The 13,445-nt window shown below is 73.1% G+C and carries 11 protein-coding genes and 1 tRNA gene (1 of these 12 only partly in view); 8 read left to right on the top strand and 4 right to left on the bottom strand.

Features of this window, described 5'->3' with window-relative positions; genetic code table 11:
- Positions 1-69 precede the first annotated feature (69 nt).
- On the top strand, positions 70-1,620 hold the full coding sequence (locus AB0D10_RS23465; RefSeq protein WP_360259527.1) for an MFS transporter: 1,551 nt from the start codon (positions 70-72) through the stop codon (positions 1,618-1,620).
- Positions 1,621-1,730: 110 nt separating this feature from the next.
- Here AB0D10_RS23465 and AB0D10_RS23460 read toward each other — a convergent pair whose 3' ends face one another.
- A complete protein-coding gene (locus tag AB0D10_RS23460; protein ID WP_360259525.1) occupies positions 1,731-2,825 on the bottom strand; it encodes a TOMM precursor leader peptide-binding protein in 1,095 nt (364 codons plus the stop codon).
- A gap of 255 nt (positions 2,826-3,080) precedes the next feature.
- Between AB0D10_RS23460 and AB0D10_RS23455 the strand changes: the two genes are divergently transcribed.
- Positions 3,081-3,818 carry a YgjP-like metallopeptidase domain-containing protein gene (locus AB0D10_RS23455; RefSeq protein WP_360259523.1) on the top strand — a complete coding sequence of 246 codons (738 nt, stop codon included), beginning with the start codon at positions 3,081-3,083 and terminating at the stop codon, positions 3,816-3,818.
- A 138-nt stretch (positions 3,819-3,956) separates the two neighbouring features.
- On the opposite strand, the gene AB0D10_RS23450 is transcribed toward AB0D10_RS23455, so the two are convergent.
- On the bottom strand, positions 3,957-4,544 hold the full coding sequence (locus AB0D10_RS23450) for an NUDIX domain-containing protein (RefSeq protein ID WP_360259520.1): 588 nt from the start codon (positions 4,542-4,544) through the stop codon (positions 3,957-3,959).
- Positions 4,541-6,088 carry a zinc-dependent metalloprotease gene (locus AB0D10_RS23445; RefSeq protein WP_360259518.1) on the bottom strand — a complete coding sequence of 516 codons (1,548 nt, stop codon included), beginning with the start codon at positions 6,086-6,088 and terminating at the stop codon, positions 4,541-4,543. The genes AB0D10_RS23450 and AB0D10_RS23445 overlap by 4 nt, the downstream gene beginning before the upstream one ends.
- Before the next feature lie 297 nt (positions 6,089-6,385).
- On the opposite strand from AB0D10_RS23445, the gene AB0D10_RS23440 reads away from it, so the two are divergent.
- The 4 genes from AB0D10_RS23440 (at position 6,386) to AB0D10_RS23425 (ending at position 9,544) form a co-directional block, all read left to right on the top strand.
- Positions 6,386-7,435 carry an NAD-dependent epimerase/dehydratase family protein gene (locus AB0D10_RS23440; RefSeq protein ID WP_360259642.1) on the top strand — a complete coding sequence of 350 codons (1,050 nt, stop codon included), beginning with the start codon at positions 6,386-6,388 and terminating at the stop codon, positions 7,433-7,435.
- 108 nt (positions 7,436-7,543) lie between these two features.
- A complete protein-coding gene (locus AB0D10_RS23435; protein WP_360259515.1) occupies positions 7,544-7,984 on the top strand; it encodes a molybdenum cofactor biosynthesis protein MoaE in 441 nt (146 codons plus the stop codon).
- A gap of 213 nt (positions 7,985-8,197) precedes the next feature.
- Positions 8,198-8,389 carry a hypothetical protein gene (locus tag AB0D10_RS23430; protein ID WP_360259512.1) on the top strand — a complete coding sequence of 64 codons (192 nt, stop codon included), beginning with the start codon at positions 8,198-8,200 and terminating at the stop codon, positions 8,387-8,389.
- Between the two features lie 42 nt (positions 8,390-8,431).
- Positions 8,432-9,544: a PDZ domain-containing protein gene (locus AB0D10_RS23425; RefSeq protein WP_360259510.1), complete on the top strand. Its 1,113-nt coding sequence runs from the start codon at positions 8,432-8,434 to the stop codon at positions 9,542-9,544.
- A gap of 29 nt (positions 9,545-9,573) precedes the next feature.
- Here AB0D10_RS23425 and AB0D10_RS23420 read toward each other — a convergent pair whose 3' ends face one another.
- Positions 9,574-10,146, bottom strand: a complete 573-nt coding sequence (locus tag AB0D10_RS23420; protein WP_360259507.1) for a PPA1309 family protein — start codon at positions 10,144-10,146, stop codon at positions 9,574-9,576.
- A gap of 179 nt (positions 10,147-10,325) precedes the next feature.
- On the opposite strand from AB0D10_RS23420, the gene AB0D10_RS23415 reads away from it, so the two are divergent.
- A complete protein-coding gene (locus AB0D10_RS23415; RefSeq protein WP_360259505.1) occupies positions 10,326-13,310 on the top strand; it encodes a UPF0182 family protein in 2,985 nt (994 codons plus the stop codon).
- Between the two features lie 114 nt (positions 13,311-13,424).
- A tRNA-Met gene (locus AB0D10_RS23410) sits at positions 13,425-13,445 on the top strand; it runs 153 nt beyond the window's last position.

The raw sequence follows: 13,445 nt of genomic DNA, 5'->3' as shown, positions 1-13,445 counted from the left end.
CAGTGTTCGCACCGAAGGAACGCAGTGCGCACCCGGGGAACGGTGTGCGCAGATGGGGAGGAGTGGCCGATGTCAGCCGACGACGTGACCGCGGGGAGCGACACCGGGAACAGCGACACCGGGGGCCGCAACCCGCACCGCTGGTGGATCCTGGTCGTGCTCTGCCTGAGCTCGCTCGTGCTGGTGGTCGACAGCATGGCCCTGACCGTCGCGGTGCCCTCGATGACCGCCGACCTCGGCGCGAGCGCCCAGGACACCCAGTGGATCCTCGACTCCTACGTCCTGGTCTTCGCCGGCCTGCTGCTGACCTCGGGCAGCCTCGGTGACCGCTTCGGCCGCCGGAAGGTCATGATCATCGGGTTGCTGCTCTTCGGGGCGGCGTCGCTCGCGGCGGTCTTCTGCGCCAATCCCGGCGAGGTCATCGCGGCCCGGATCGCGATGGGCGTCGGCGGGGCGCTGATCATGCCCTCGACGCTGTCGATCCTCATCACGGTCTTCGACGAGGAGGAGCGCAACAAGGCGATGGCCGCCTGGGGTTCGGTGGCGATGCTGGGGCTGGTCGGCAGCCCGGTGCTTGGCGGCGTGCTGATCGACCACTTCTCGTGGCACTCGATCTTCTTCATCAACGTCCCCGTGGTGGTGCTGGCGATCCTGGCGGGCCTGCTGCTGATGCCGGAGTCCAAGGGGCCGTGGCAGAAGCCCGACCCGCTCGGTGCGGTGCTGTCGGCCGTCGGCATGACCGCCCTGATCTGGTGGATCATCGAGATCCCGCTGCACGGCGCGTTCACCGGCCGCGCGCTGGTCACCCTCGCCGTCGCGGTGGTCGCGCTGGTCGGGTTCGTGGTCTGGGAGAACGTCACCGCCGCGCCGATGGTGCCGCTGTTCCTCTTCAAGGCCCGCAACTTCAGCGGGGGCTCGCTCTCGCTGACCCTGGTGCAGATCGGCAACGGCGGGCTGCTGCTCGTGCTCACCCAGTACCTGCAGTTCGTGCTCGGGTACTCGCCGGTCAAGGCGGGCCTGGCCTTCCTGCCGCTGGCCGTCGCGGCGCTGGTCGGCAACGGGGCCGGCGCCAAGTTCGCGGCGAGGACCGGCAACCGGGCGCTGATCCTCACGGGGATGCTCGTCATGTCCGCCTCGTTCGCCCTGCTGACCACCGTCTCGGCCGACACCGGATTCGCCGTCCCGGCGGTCGCTCTCGGGCTGCTCGGCCTCGGGGCGGGCCTGGCCATGCCGGCGGCGGTGGGCGCGCTGATGGGGACGATCCCGCCGGAGCAGGCGGGCGTCGGCTCGGCGCTGAACGACACTATCCAGCAGGCGGGCACCGCGCTCGGCATCGCCATCCTGGGCTCGCTGCTGTCGAGCGGCTTCGCGAGCGGGATGCCGGCCGGGACGCCGGAGCAGGCGAAGCACTCGATCGCCGGGGCACTGGCGATCGCCCACGGGGACGCCGGACTCGTCCGGACCGCCCGGGAGGCCTTCACCGGGGCGATGGCGACGACCTTCACGGTCAGCGCGATCGGCGTGCTGGCGGCGGCGCTGGTGGCCACCCTGGTGATGCGGGACCGGAAGGCGCCGGCGGGTACCGAGGCGGAGGCGGGGGAGGCCGCGATCGCCGCCTGAGGTCCGGTCCGGCCCCGGTCGGGCCGGTGAGGGCCGCGGTGAGGACCACCGGGAAGGCCGGCGCCCCGGGGCGCCGGCCTTCGGCGTTCCCCGGAGCTGTCGCCGCCCCCTCACCCCGGCGGCAACGGCTGCCACAGGCACCCGCAGTCCGGGTGCCCCCGCAGTCGCAGCCGCCGGGCCGTCCCGTCGCCCGCCGACACCTCGCACCACCCGTCCACGCTCGGCGGCCGGCCGCCGTCCAGGTACACCTGGACGTGCAGCGCGGCCAGCCCGGCGACCGCCGTCGCCAGGGCCGTGTCGCAGGCCGGCGTGCGGGCGCGTCCGGGACCTCCGTGCGCCAGCTGGGTCAGGACCCGCGGCCAGGCCGCGTCCTCGTCCTCCCGCCGCAGCACCAGGCAGTGCCCGCACGCCGACATCCCCGGGACCACCAGCGGCCCGACGACACCGAACTCCTCGACCACGCCCACGTACAGGTGCGGCACCCCGGCCCGGAGCAGCAGCCGGGCCTCGTACGTCCCGCCCGCGAAGGCGGCGCTGCCGTCCCGGGGCGCGAGGACCACGAAGTCCGGTGGCGGGTCGCCGGGCCGGCGGCGCGGTGCCGCTGCCGGGGCCGCCGGGCGGCCCGCGGCGCGCCGCACGGCCTCCCGCGCCGCCGTCGAGCGCAGCCGGCCGACGTCCCCGGGCGGCAGCCCCGCCGGGGAGCAGTCACCCGGCCTCACCCGGCCGCCGTCCGCGACGGTGACCGTGCCCGCTCCGCCGGCGGCGAGCACCGCGGCCACGGCGGCGCCGACCCGGCCCGCGCCGCGCACCTCGATCCGGGCGTCGGCCCGGCGGGCCAGGACGGCGGGGGCGGCGCCCGGGCCGGAGTGGACCAGGGAGAGCGAGGCCAGGTCGGGCCCGAGCAGTTCGCGCTGCGGCTGGGGGAAGCGGGCCAGCGCCCGGTCGGTGGCCTCCGCGTCGTCCAGCAGCCCGGTCTCCGCGAGTTCGGTCAGCAGGGTGTCGGCCGGCTCGCGGCCGAGCCCGATCCGCTCGCCGGCCTCCACCAGCTCGGGTCGGTCGCGGGTGCCGTCGAGCAGCCCGAGGAACTCGCACAGGGCCGGGTCGGCGTTGCCGAGCATCCCCGCGTGCCGGGTGACGGTGCCGAACTGCAGGGTCTCGGAGTCCCGCCAGCTGCGGGACAGGGCGGGCTTCAGAGCGAGGCGCACGGCGATCTCCCTTCCGATCGTTTCCGGACGGTCGACCGCAGCATGCCCCACCGGACCGGCGGCCCGCCGACCGTTGTCCACAGGCCCGCACACATGATCGGAAGAGCAGTTCGCGCACCCTGTGGATAACTGGCCATCCTCTCCGGCGTCGGTTTCCGGACACCCGCCGTCGACTTTTCGTTCCCGATCACTCCATGAAAGATTCCGGCCATGGCAGCGGACTTCTGTCCGTGGCACCGGGTAACGTCGGGTGGCATGGCAGCCGAGCGGGACTCCCATCCACCGGCGTCGCGTCGGCGTGCCCGTGCAGCGTCCGGGTCGCAGATCGCGACGCCGAACACGCGCGGGCGCCCGGACCAGAAGCACCCCGAGCAGCAGTCGAGGCCGGCGCCGTCGCAGCACCCGCACGTCGGGGCGGTCTCCCCGGAGGCGCACGACCGCAGCCGGGTCGAGGTCCGCCGCAGCGCCCGTCGCAGTCGTACGGTCTCCGCCTACCGCGAGGGCGACCGCACCGTCGTGCTGATCCCGGCCCGGATGTCGCACGCCGAGGAACAGCGCTGGGTCGCGCAGATGCTGGAGAAGCTCGCCGCCCAGGAGTCCCGGCGGATCCCCGGGGACGAGGCCCTGATGACCCGGGCCCGCGAACTGTCGGCCGCCTTCCTGGACGGTCGCGCCCATCCCAGTCAGGTCCGCTGGGTCACCAACCAGAACTCGCGCTGGGGCTCCTGCACCCCGAGCGAGGGCACGATCCGCCTCTCGCACCGCCTCCAGGGCATGCCGGAGTACGTGCTGGACTACGTGCTGCTGCACGAGCTGGCGCACCTGCTGGTGCCGGACCACGGTCCGGCGTTCTGGGCCCTGTTGGAGGCCTACCCCCGTACCGAGCGGGCCCGCGGCTACCTGGAGGGCGTGGTTTCGGCGGCCCGTCTGCCGCACATCCCCGGGGCCCGGCACTCCGACCAGCGCCCGGACCCGGCCGCGTCCTGCGGCTGAGGCCCGCGGCGGCCGAGCCGGCCGCGGCCCGAGCGGACGGCCCGGAAGGGACGGACGGAGCGGTGGCGGGGCCGACCGGAGGACGACAAGAAGGGGGCGCGGGCCGATACGGCCCGCGCCCCCTTCTCGTGTCACACCTCAGCCGGTCAGCTGCCGCGCCCGGGCCACCAGGTCGCGCACCGAGTGGTCGGTGAGCTCCGGCAGCCGCTCGTAGTCGAACCAGCGCAGGTCCAGCGACTCCTCGCTGATCAGCGCCTGCGCGCCGGCCGGGGCCACCGCGACGTACTGGACGTCCAGGTGGGTGTTCTCCGGCCGGTCCTTGCCGGTGCAGCGGACCTGGTGGCGGTCCAGCTTGGCCGGGACCGGGACGCCGTCCGCCTCCAGCAGGACCAGGTCGGGGATGCCGGACTCCTCGACGGCCTCGCGCAGCGCGGCCGAGGCGAGGTCGCGGTCGCCGGGCTCGCAGTGCCCGCCCATCTGCAGCCACATGCCGACCTTGGGGTGCAGGGTGAGCAGCACCCGCCCGGCCACCGGGTCGACGACCGCCGCGCTCGCGGTGATGTGCGCGGGCAGGCAGGAGCGGAACATGCCCCCGGGCTGCTCGGCCAGGTGCTCCAGGTAGTCGAGCCGCAGCCGTTCCTGGTCCTCGTCGGCGGGGTGCCACCCGGACAGCGTGCGGACGGCGTCCGCGTGCAGGGTGGACGCGGACGTGTCGGTGTCCGTCATGCGGTGGGCTCGCCCTTCCCGTCGGTGCCGTCGGCCTTCGGCCCGTTGCCGCCCTGGCTGGTGCCGTCCTCGCCGGAGTCGCCCTTGGTGAGGTCGGGCTTGCCGGCCGCGGCCTCGCCCAGCAGCTTGTCGAGCGCGTCGAAGTCGATCCCGCCCTCCAGGTCGTCCCCGCCGCCCCGGTGCACGAAGGCGTCCGGGTCGTCGAGGTCGGCGGCCGTGGGCAGCATGTCCGGGTGTCCCCAGAGTGCGTCGCGGCCCTCGACGCCGCGGGCGTCGGCGAGCAGCGCCCACAGCCGGGAGGCGTCGCGCAGGCGGCGCGGGCGGAGCTCCAGGCCGACCAGGGTGGCGAAGGTCTGCTCGGCGGGCCCGCCGGCCGCGCGGCGGCGGCGGACGGTCTCGCGCAGCGCGCCGGCCTGCGGCAGGTGCGGTTCGGCGGCGGCGTGCACGACAGCGTCGACCCAGCCCTCGACCAGCGCGAGCGCGGTCTCCAAGCGGGCGAGCGCGGCCTTCTGCTCGGGGGTGTCCTCGGGCTGCAGCAGACCGCCGGCCAGCGCCTCCTGGAGCGCCTCCGGGTTGCTCGGGTCGAGCCGGCCGACGAGCTCCTCCATGCGGGAGGTGTCGACCTTGATGCCGCGCGCGTAGGCCTCGACGGCGCCCAGCAGGTGGGCGCGCAGCCACGGCACGTGGGCGAAGAGCCGCTGGTGGGCGGCCTCGCGCAGGGCGAGGTAGAGGCGGACCTCGTCGGCGGGCACGCTCAGGCCCTCGCCGAACTCGGCGACGTTCTGCGGCAGCAGCGCGGCCTTGCCGGCCGGGGCGAGTGGCAGGCCGACATCGGCGGAGCCGACCACCTCGGCGGCGAGGGCGCCGAGCGCCTGGCCGATCTGGGTGCCGAACATGGCGCCGCCCATGGAGCGCATCATGCCCATCAGCGGGCCGGCCATGGCCTGCATCTCCTCGGGCAGGATGCCGCCCATGGCGTTGCCGACGCGCTCGGCGACCGGGTCGACCAGGTCCTTCCAGACCGGGAGGGTGGCCTCGATCCACTCGGCGCGGCTCCAGGCGACGGCGGTGCCGGCGCCGGAGGGGAACTCGGTGACGCCGTCGAGCCACAGGTCGGCCAGGCGGACGGCCTCGGCCACGGCGGAGCGCTCGGTGGCGCTGACCGAGCGGTCCTTGCTCTTGCCCTCGGCGGGCTCGGCGACGACGCTCTGGCGGGCGATGTTCTGCGCGAGGTCCCAGTTCACCGGGCCGCCCTCGAACGAGAGCATCTGCCCGAGCTGCTGGAAGGCGGCGCCGAGGTCGCCGGGGTTCATGCCGCCGAACATCGCGGCGAAGGGGTTGTCGGCACCGGCGCCGCCGGGGCCGCCCGGGGCGCCGGGCATGCCGAACATCGCACCGAAGGGGTTGCCGCCCCCGAAGCCGAAGGGGTGCGGGTCGCCGGCGGCGGGGTCCTGGTCCTTCTTCTTCTGCGCGTCGTCGGGCTTGGCCTTGCCGTCCTCGGGCTCCTCGGGCGGAACGCCGAATCCGAAGGGAAGGTCGCTCACGGGGTCCTCGATCCGGTCGGCCGTCATGCGGGTGTGGCGGGGAAGTCTGCGCCCGGGGCGGTGGCGGAGCGGGGAACTCGGGGGCGGCTCCCGCGCGGCAGGCCCGCGCCGGGTGCACCGCCGGGCCTTCGCCTCGGGCAGGATGGACGTACGTGACACACGTCCGTACGCACATAAGCTAACCGTGGAGGATGGCCGGTGAGTTCCCCGCCCTCGGACGTTCGCTCTGGGCTGACCGGAGGAGAGGACGCGTCGGACACCACGGCGTCGCCGCCTCCAGCCTACGGCGGACGGCCGCTGACCGTGGCGGTGACGGGTGCCGCGGGTGTCCTGGGGGAGCGGGTCGCGACGCGACTGGTCTCCTCCCCCCACGTGCGCCGGGTCCTGGCGGTCGACGACCGGCGCGGCGAGGCCCCAGGCGTGCAGTGGCGGGTGCTGGACGTGCGGGACCCGGCGGTGGCCGAGCGGCTGGCCGGGGTCGACGTGGTGGTGCACCTGGCGATGGACTTCGGCATGGAGTCCGACCCGCGCGCCCGCAGCGCCTACAACGTGCGCGGCGCCCAGACGGTGCTGACCGCGGCCGCGGCCGCCGGTGTGCACCGGGTGGTGCTGTGCACCTCGGCGATGGTCTACGGCGCACTGGCCGACAACGAGGTGCCGCTGGCCGAGGACTCCGAGCTGCGGGCGACCGAGGAGGCCTCGCTGGTCGGGGACCTGCTGGAGATCGAGCGGCTGGCCCGCCGTGCGCCGCGCGCCCACCCCGGGCTGCAGGTGACGGTCCTGCGTCCGGCCGTGGTGGTGGGCCCCGGCGTGGACACCGTGCTGACCCGGCACTTCGAGGCGCCCCGGCTGCTGGTGGTGGCCGGCTCCCGCCCGTGCTGGCAGTTCTGCCACGTGGACGACCTGGCGGCGGCGCTGGAGTACGCGGCGCTGGGCCTGGTCGAGGGCGAGGTGACGGTCGGCTGCGACGGCTGGCTGGAGCAGGAGGACGTGGAGCGGCTGTCGGGGATCCGGCGGATGGAGTTGCCGGCCGCGCTGGCGCTCGGGACGGCGGCGCGGCTGCACCGGCTGGGCCTGACCCCGGCGCCGGCCGGGGACCTGGCGTACACGATGTACCCGTGGGTGGTGTCCGGCAGCCGGCTGCACGAGGCGGGCTGGCGTCCGGTGCACACCAACGAGCAGGTGCTGGCCGAGCTGCTGGCCCAGGTGTCCGGCAAGCACGCGGTGGCCGGGCGCCGGCTGGGCGGGAAGGAGGCCGCGACCAGCCTGGGCGCGGCCGGGGCGACGGTGGCGCTGGTCGGTACGGCGGCGCTGGTGCGCCGGGCCCGCAAGCGGCGCCGGTTCTGAGGCGGTGCCGGTCGGCCGACCGACACCGTTTCTCACGATGCGAAATTCCCACATCGTGATGCGGAAGACACTTGCCTCCGGCCGGGCCGGATGGGGAATCATGGGGTCATGTCCGAGAACCACGACCCCATCCGCCTGCTCGCCGTGCGCGACACCCCGCTCTCGCTGGACGAGGTGTACGAGGCGGTCGGCGACGACGCGGCCGGCGGCACCACCGTCTTCGTCGGGACGGTCCGTGATCACGACGGCGGCAAGTCGGTCGCCGCGCTGGAGTACAGCTGCCACCCCACCGCCGAGGCGGAGATGCGCCGGATCGCCGAGAAGGTCGTCGCGGACTTCCCGGTCCGGGCGCTGGCGGCCGTCCACCGGATCGGCCGGCTGTCGATCACGGACAAGGCCGTGATCGTCGCCGTCTCCTGCGCCCACCGTGGCGAGGCCTTCGCGGCCGCCCGCCGGCTGATCGACGACCTCAAGCACGAGGTGCCGATCTGGAAGCACCAGGTCTTCGCCGACGGCGAGGAGGAGTGGGTCGGCGCCGGCGGCTGCTGACGACCGGTCTTCGCACCCTGCAACCGCCCGCACGTCCCGCACGTCTGTCGGGTCAGGCGCGCCGGGGTCTCACTCGAACGGGTTCGCGGCGCTGCCCCGAATACTCCCTGGAAGTTGAGCCGATCGGCCGTTCCGTAACCCGGACGGCGCCGGCCGCGTTGTCCGCCGGAGTGGTTAATCTGCTCATAGACACGACGAGCTGGGAGTACTGACATGGGTGCGCTCGCCTGGTTGATCATTCCGGTTGTCGCCGCCCTGGTCGCGGCCCTCTGGGCGGGCTGGGCCCAACGGGCCCCGCGGGCCACCGGGGACCCGGCCTCCCTCGCCGAGCACCAGCGCTTCATGGCCGCGATGGAACGCACCACCGCCGGCGCGGCGGCCCCCGGCGAGGGATCCGGCCGGTAGCCCGCCGGGCGGCGCGTCACCCGCGTCCCGTACTGTCGAGGCATGCCACGCCGCTCCGCGACGATGCTCGCTGCCACCCTGCTGCTCATAGCGCTGCTCTGCGTCTCGGTGCTGATGAAGGTGCCGTACACGGAGATGAGCCCGGGGCCGACGTACAACACGCTCGGCAACCAGGGCGGCAAGCCGGTGATCAGCATCTCCGGGCGCGACTCGTACCCGACGACCGGGCACCTCAACATGACGACCGTCCAGGTCACCGGTGCCAAGTACGAGCCCAGCCTGGTCAACGCGGTGGTCGGCTGGCTGCGCGACGACGTGATGGTGGTACCGCACGACAACGTCTACCCCAAGGGGCAGTCGGACGCGGACGCCAAGAAGCAGAACGCCGAGGAGTTCGCCTCCTCCGAGGACAGCGCCCGCACCGCGGCGCTCAAGCAGCTGGGCGTCCCGGTCGGCAGCGAGCTGATCGTCAAGTCGGTCACCGCCGGAGCGCCGGCCGAGGGCAAGCTGCACGCGGGCGACCAGATCGTCGCCGTCGACGGCGCCCCGGTGACCACGGTCGACCAGGTGGTCGCGGCGGTCACCCGGCACAAGCCCGGCGAGCCGGTGGTCTTCACCGTCGTCCCGAGGGTCAAGGACGCGGCCGGCAACGGCGCCGCCGACCCGGGCGCCAGGACGGACGTGTCGGTCCCGACCGTCCGGGCCAAGGACCTCGACCCGAAGGCCCCGGCCGAGCGCGCCGAACTCGCGGTGGTCGGCATCGGCACCGGGATCCGGCACACCTACCCGTTCCAGATCGACATCGGCCTGCAGGACGTCGGCGGCCCCAGCGCCGGCCTGATGTTCTCGCTCGGCATCATCGACAAGCTCACCCCCGGCGGCGACCTCACCGGCGGAAAGTTCGTCGCGGGCACCGGCACCATCGACGACGACGGCAAGGTCGGCCCGATCGGCGGGATATCGATGAAGCTGATCGCCGCCCGGGACGCCGGGGCCGAGTACTTCTTCACCCCGTCCTCGAACTGCGCCGAGGCCACCAAGAACATCCCGTCCGGGCTGACCCTGATCAAGACGGACACGCTGGACGGAGCGCTGAAGTCGCTGGAGCAGATCCGCTCCGGGCAGACCTCCGCGCTGCCGTCCTGCGCCAAGTAGCCCGCGGGCCGGGGCCCGCGCAGGCCCGCCTACGAGAAGGTCGCGAGCAGCGCCTCGGTCAGGCCGGGCACCAGGTCAGGGCCGGTCAGCACCTCGCGGGCGACGTCCTTGGACCGCAGCCGCAGGGCGATCTCCTTCCGGCCGTCGCGCAGCACCGCCGCGGTGATCCGCACCTCCTCGCGCTTGGGGTGGTTGGCCACCCACTCGGCGAGCTGGGCGTCGCTGGCACCCCGCGGGCGGGACTGCTCGGCGCCCGGGGGCAGCATCAGGCGCTCGACGACCAGGGCGCAGCCGGCCACCGCGTCGGGCCAGGCGATGGTGCCGAGGAACTTGTCGAGCTCCATGCCGGCCGGCAGCTCGTCCTGCTCGACCGGGGTCAGGCCGGGCTCGTCGCTGTCGGCGAGGCCGAGCTGCTTGGCGATCCTGGGATCGGCCTTGCGCAGGGCGGCGCTGTCCACCAGGGCGAACAGCCGGGCCGGGAGGTCCCAGCCGAGGGTCGCGGCGTACTCGTCGATCTCCAGGGCGGCCCGGGTCAGCGGGGAGGCGGCCGGGAGCTTGGAGACGTCGTCGGGGGAGTTGTTCAGATCAGGCGCGTCGGACATGCCTCAATCCTCACACGCCGGGCGGGGCGTGCTCGCCGGGCGGGCGGGCCGGACGGCCGGGGGCGGGGCGTCGTCGTAACCGTCTGCTAACGGTGGGAACTCGGCCGAAGCCTGGTTTAGTTGCTCTGACGACCGACCTATCCAGACGACACAGCTGAGGTGCCACCGTGGTATTCCAGATGCCGGAACGCTCAGGGCCGGGTTTCCGGCGAAGGGTGGGCCCGCCCTCCCGGCGGGCGCGGGTGGCCCTGCTGACCCTGGGCGTGCTCGCGGTGCTGTTCCTGCTGTTCGTCATGTTCGCGGGCTTCTGGACGGACTGGCTGTGGTTCAGGTCGGTCCACTACTCCTCGGTGTTCACCACCCAGTTGTGGACCAAGATCGGGCTGTTCGCGGTCTTCGGCCTGCTGATGGCGGCGACCGTCGGCTTCAACATCTGGCTGGCGCACCGGCTGCGGCCGCCGCTGTCGGCGATGTCGGTGGAGCAGCAGAGCCTGGACCGCTACCGGGCCGGCCTGGCGCCGTTCAAGCGCTGGGCACTGATCGGCGTCTCGCTGGTGATCGGCCTGGTGGCGGGCGCCGCCGCGTCCGGCCAGTGGCGGACCTGGCTGATGTGGACCAACTCGACGTCCTTCGGGGAGAAGGACGCCCAGTTCGGGATGGACGTCTCCTTCTACGCGTTCGACCTGCCGTTCTACGAGTTCGTGCTGGGCTTCGCGTTCAGTGCGGTGATCGTCTCGCTGCTGACCTCGGCGCTGGTGCACTACCTCTACGGGGGACTGCGGCTGCAGGGCCCGGGCCGGCGGGCCAGCGCGGGCGCGCAGGGGCACCTGGCGGTGCTGCTGGGCGTGTTCGTGCTGCTGAAGGCCGTCGCCTACTGGCTGGACCGGTACGCGCTGGCGGTCAAGACCGGTGCGTACAAGGGCGTCTCGGGCTGGACGGGCCTGCGTTACGTGGACGCCAACGCGTTCCTTCCGGCCAAGACCATCCTGTTCTTCGTCGCGATCATCTGCGCGGTGCTGTTCTTCCTCACCCCGATCCGCCGCACCTGGGCGCCGGCCCTGATCGGCCTCGGCCTGATGGTGCTGTCGGCGGTGCTGATCGGCGGCCTGTACCCGGCGATCGTGCAGCAGTTCCAGGTCAAGCCGAACGAGCAGGCCAAGGAGACGCCGTACATCCAGAAGAACATCGACGCGACGCGGCAGGCGTACGGGATCGCCGACGCGCAGACCACGCCGTACAGCCCGCAGGGGTCGACCAACGGTGACGCGCTCAAGCCGGACGCGCAGACCATCGCCGACGTGCGGCTGCTGGACCCGAACATCGTGTCGCAGACGTTCCAGTCGCTGGAGCAGCAGCGCAACTACTACGCCTTCCCGAGCACGCTGGACGTGGACCGCTACGGCAGCGGCGCGACCAAGCAGGACACCGTGATCGGCCTGCGCGAGCTGGACCTCAACGGCGTCCAGCGCAACTGGATCAACGACCACTTCAAGTACACCCACGGCTACGGCGCCGCGGTCGCCAAGGGCAACCAGGTCGACGACAAGGGCGGCCCGGTGTTCACCGAGTCCGGCCTGCCGGCCACCGGAGCGCTCGGCGACTACCAGCAGCGGATCTACTACGGCGAGAAGACGACGACGTACTCGATCGTCGGCGGCTCGAACAAGGAGATCGACTACACCGACACCAAGACCGGCCAGAACGTGGAGTACACGTACGGCGGTGACAGCGGTGTCTCGCTGGACAACCCGGTGACCCGGGCCGCGTACGCGGTGCGCTTCGCCGAGCCGCAGATCCTGTACGCGGGGGCGATCACCGACGGCGCCAAGGTGATCTACAACCGCACGCCGAAGGAGCGGGTGGAGAAGGTCGCCCCGTGGCTGTCGATCGACGCCGACCCGTACCCGGTGGTGCAGGACGGCCACGTGGTGTGGGTGGTGGACGGCTACACCACCTCGGACGGCTTCCCGTTCTCCTCGAAGACGACGCTGGGCACCGCCACCAAGGACTCGCTGACCAACCAGCGCGGTGAGCTGCTGACCGTCGCCAACCAGGTCAACTACATCCGCAACTCGGTCAAGGCCACGGTGGATGCCTACACCGGCGAGGTGAAGCTCTACCAGTGGGACGAGAAGGACCCGGTCCTGAAGACCTGGATGAAGGCCTTCCCGGGCACCGTCGAGCCCAAGGCGGACATCCCGCAGTCGCTGCTGCCGCACCTGCGCTACCCGCAGGACATGTTCAAGGTGCAGCGCGACCTCCTCGGCCAGTACCACGTGACCGACTCCAACTCCTTCTTCAACGGCAGTGACATCTGGCAGGTCCCGGTGGACCCGACCAGCGACACCAAGCAGGTCCAGCCGCCGTACTACGTGACGGTGCGGACGCCGGACGCCGCCAACGCGAGCTTCTCGCTGACCAGCACCTTCGTGCCCAACGGCCGCCCGAACCTGGCGGCGTTCATGGCCGTCAACGCGGACCCGGGAGACGACTACGGCAAGATCCGCGTCCTGAAGATGACGGGCGAGTCCGGCGCACCCGGCCCGGGCCTGGTTCAGTCGAAGTTCAACTCCCGCCAGGAGGTGGCCTCGCAGATCTACGCACTGAAGACCGGCGGTGACACCGAGCTGGAGTACGGCAACCTGCTGACCCTGCCGGTCGGCGGCGGACTGCTCAACGTCGAGCCGGTGTACGTGCGCGGTCGCGGCGCCAAGTACCCGACGCTGCAGAAGGTGCTGGCGGTCTACGGGGACGACAACGTGGCGTTCGAGGACACCCTGGAGGCCGCGCTGAAGAAGCTGTTCGCCGGGCAGGCCCCGCCGGCCACGCCGGTCGCGCCCTCCTCGCCGGGCAGCGGGTCGGCCCCGACGTCGCCGACGTCGCCGACGTCGCCGACGTCCCCGGGGACGACGCCCACCGCGCCAGCCCCGGGCGGGACGATCTCGCCGGAGCTGCAGAAGGCGCTGACGGACGCGGCCAAGGCCTACAACGACAGCCAGGCCGCGTTCAAGAACGGCGACTGGGTGGCCTACGGCAATGCCCAGAAGGCGCTCGGCGACGCGCTGAAGGCGGCCGACGCGGCCCGCGGTGCCGGCCCGGCGCCGACCCCGGGCGGCACGCCCGCCCCGGGGGCCACCGGCGGGTCTCCGAGCCCCCAGCCGTAGGCCAGGGGCCCCGCCGCGGGCCGCCCTCGGTGGCGGCCCGCGGCGGCGACCCCGGTGAGCTGCGGCAACCGTTTTCCCTTCCGCCCCGCATCGGTGCTACGGTTCACCTACCGACGCGGGGTGGAGCAGCTCGGT

Origin of the sequence: Kitasatospora sp. NPDC048545, from assembly GCF_040651155.1 — a bacterium.
In the GTDB taxonomy this organism is placed as follows: Bacteria; Actinomycetota; Actinomycetes; order Streptomycetales; family Streptomycetaceae; genus Kitasatospora.
Note: the sequence above shows the minus strand (reverse complement) of the source record. Positions and strands in the feature narration are given on the sequence as shown.

What these genes read in the sequence shown, in the direction of transcription:
- AB0D10_RS23420 (WP_360259507.1), bottom strand. Translation starts at nt 10,146, where the DNA reads ATGTCCGACGCGCCTGATCTGAACAACTCCCCCGACGACGTCTCCAAG.
- AB0D10_RS23435 (WP_360259515.1), top strand. Translation starts at nt 7,544, where the DNA reads ATGTCCGAGAACCACGACCCCATCCGCCTGCTCGCCGTGCGCGACACC.
- AB0D10_RS23450 (WP_360259520.1), bottom strand. Translation starts at nt 4,544, where the DNA reads ATGACGGACACCGACACGTCCGCGTCCACCCTGCACGCGGACGCCGTC.
- AB0D10_RS23415 (WP_360259505.1), top strand. Translation starts at nt 10,326, where the DNA reads ATGCCGGAACGCTCAGGGCCGGGTTTCCGGCGAAGGGTGGGCCCGCCC.
- AB0D10_RS23465 (WP_360259527.1), top strand. Translation starts at nt 70, where the DNA reads ATGTCAGCCGACGACGTGACCGCGGGGAGCGACACCGGGAACAGCGAC.
- AB0D10_RS23455 (WP_360259523.1), top strand. Translation starts at nt 3,081, where the DNA reads ATGGCAGCCGAGCGGGACTCCCATCCACCGGCGTCGCGTCGGCGTGCC.
- AB0D10_RS23425 (WP_360259510.1), top strand. Translation starts at nt 8,432, where the DNA reads ATGCCACGCCGCTCCGCGACGATGCTCGCTGCCACCCTGCTGCTCATA.
- AB0D10_RS23430 (WP_360259512.1), top strand. Translation starts at nt 8,198, where the DNA reads ATGGGTGCGCTCGCCTGGTTGATCATTCCGGTTGTCGCCGCCCTGGTC.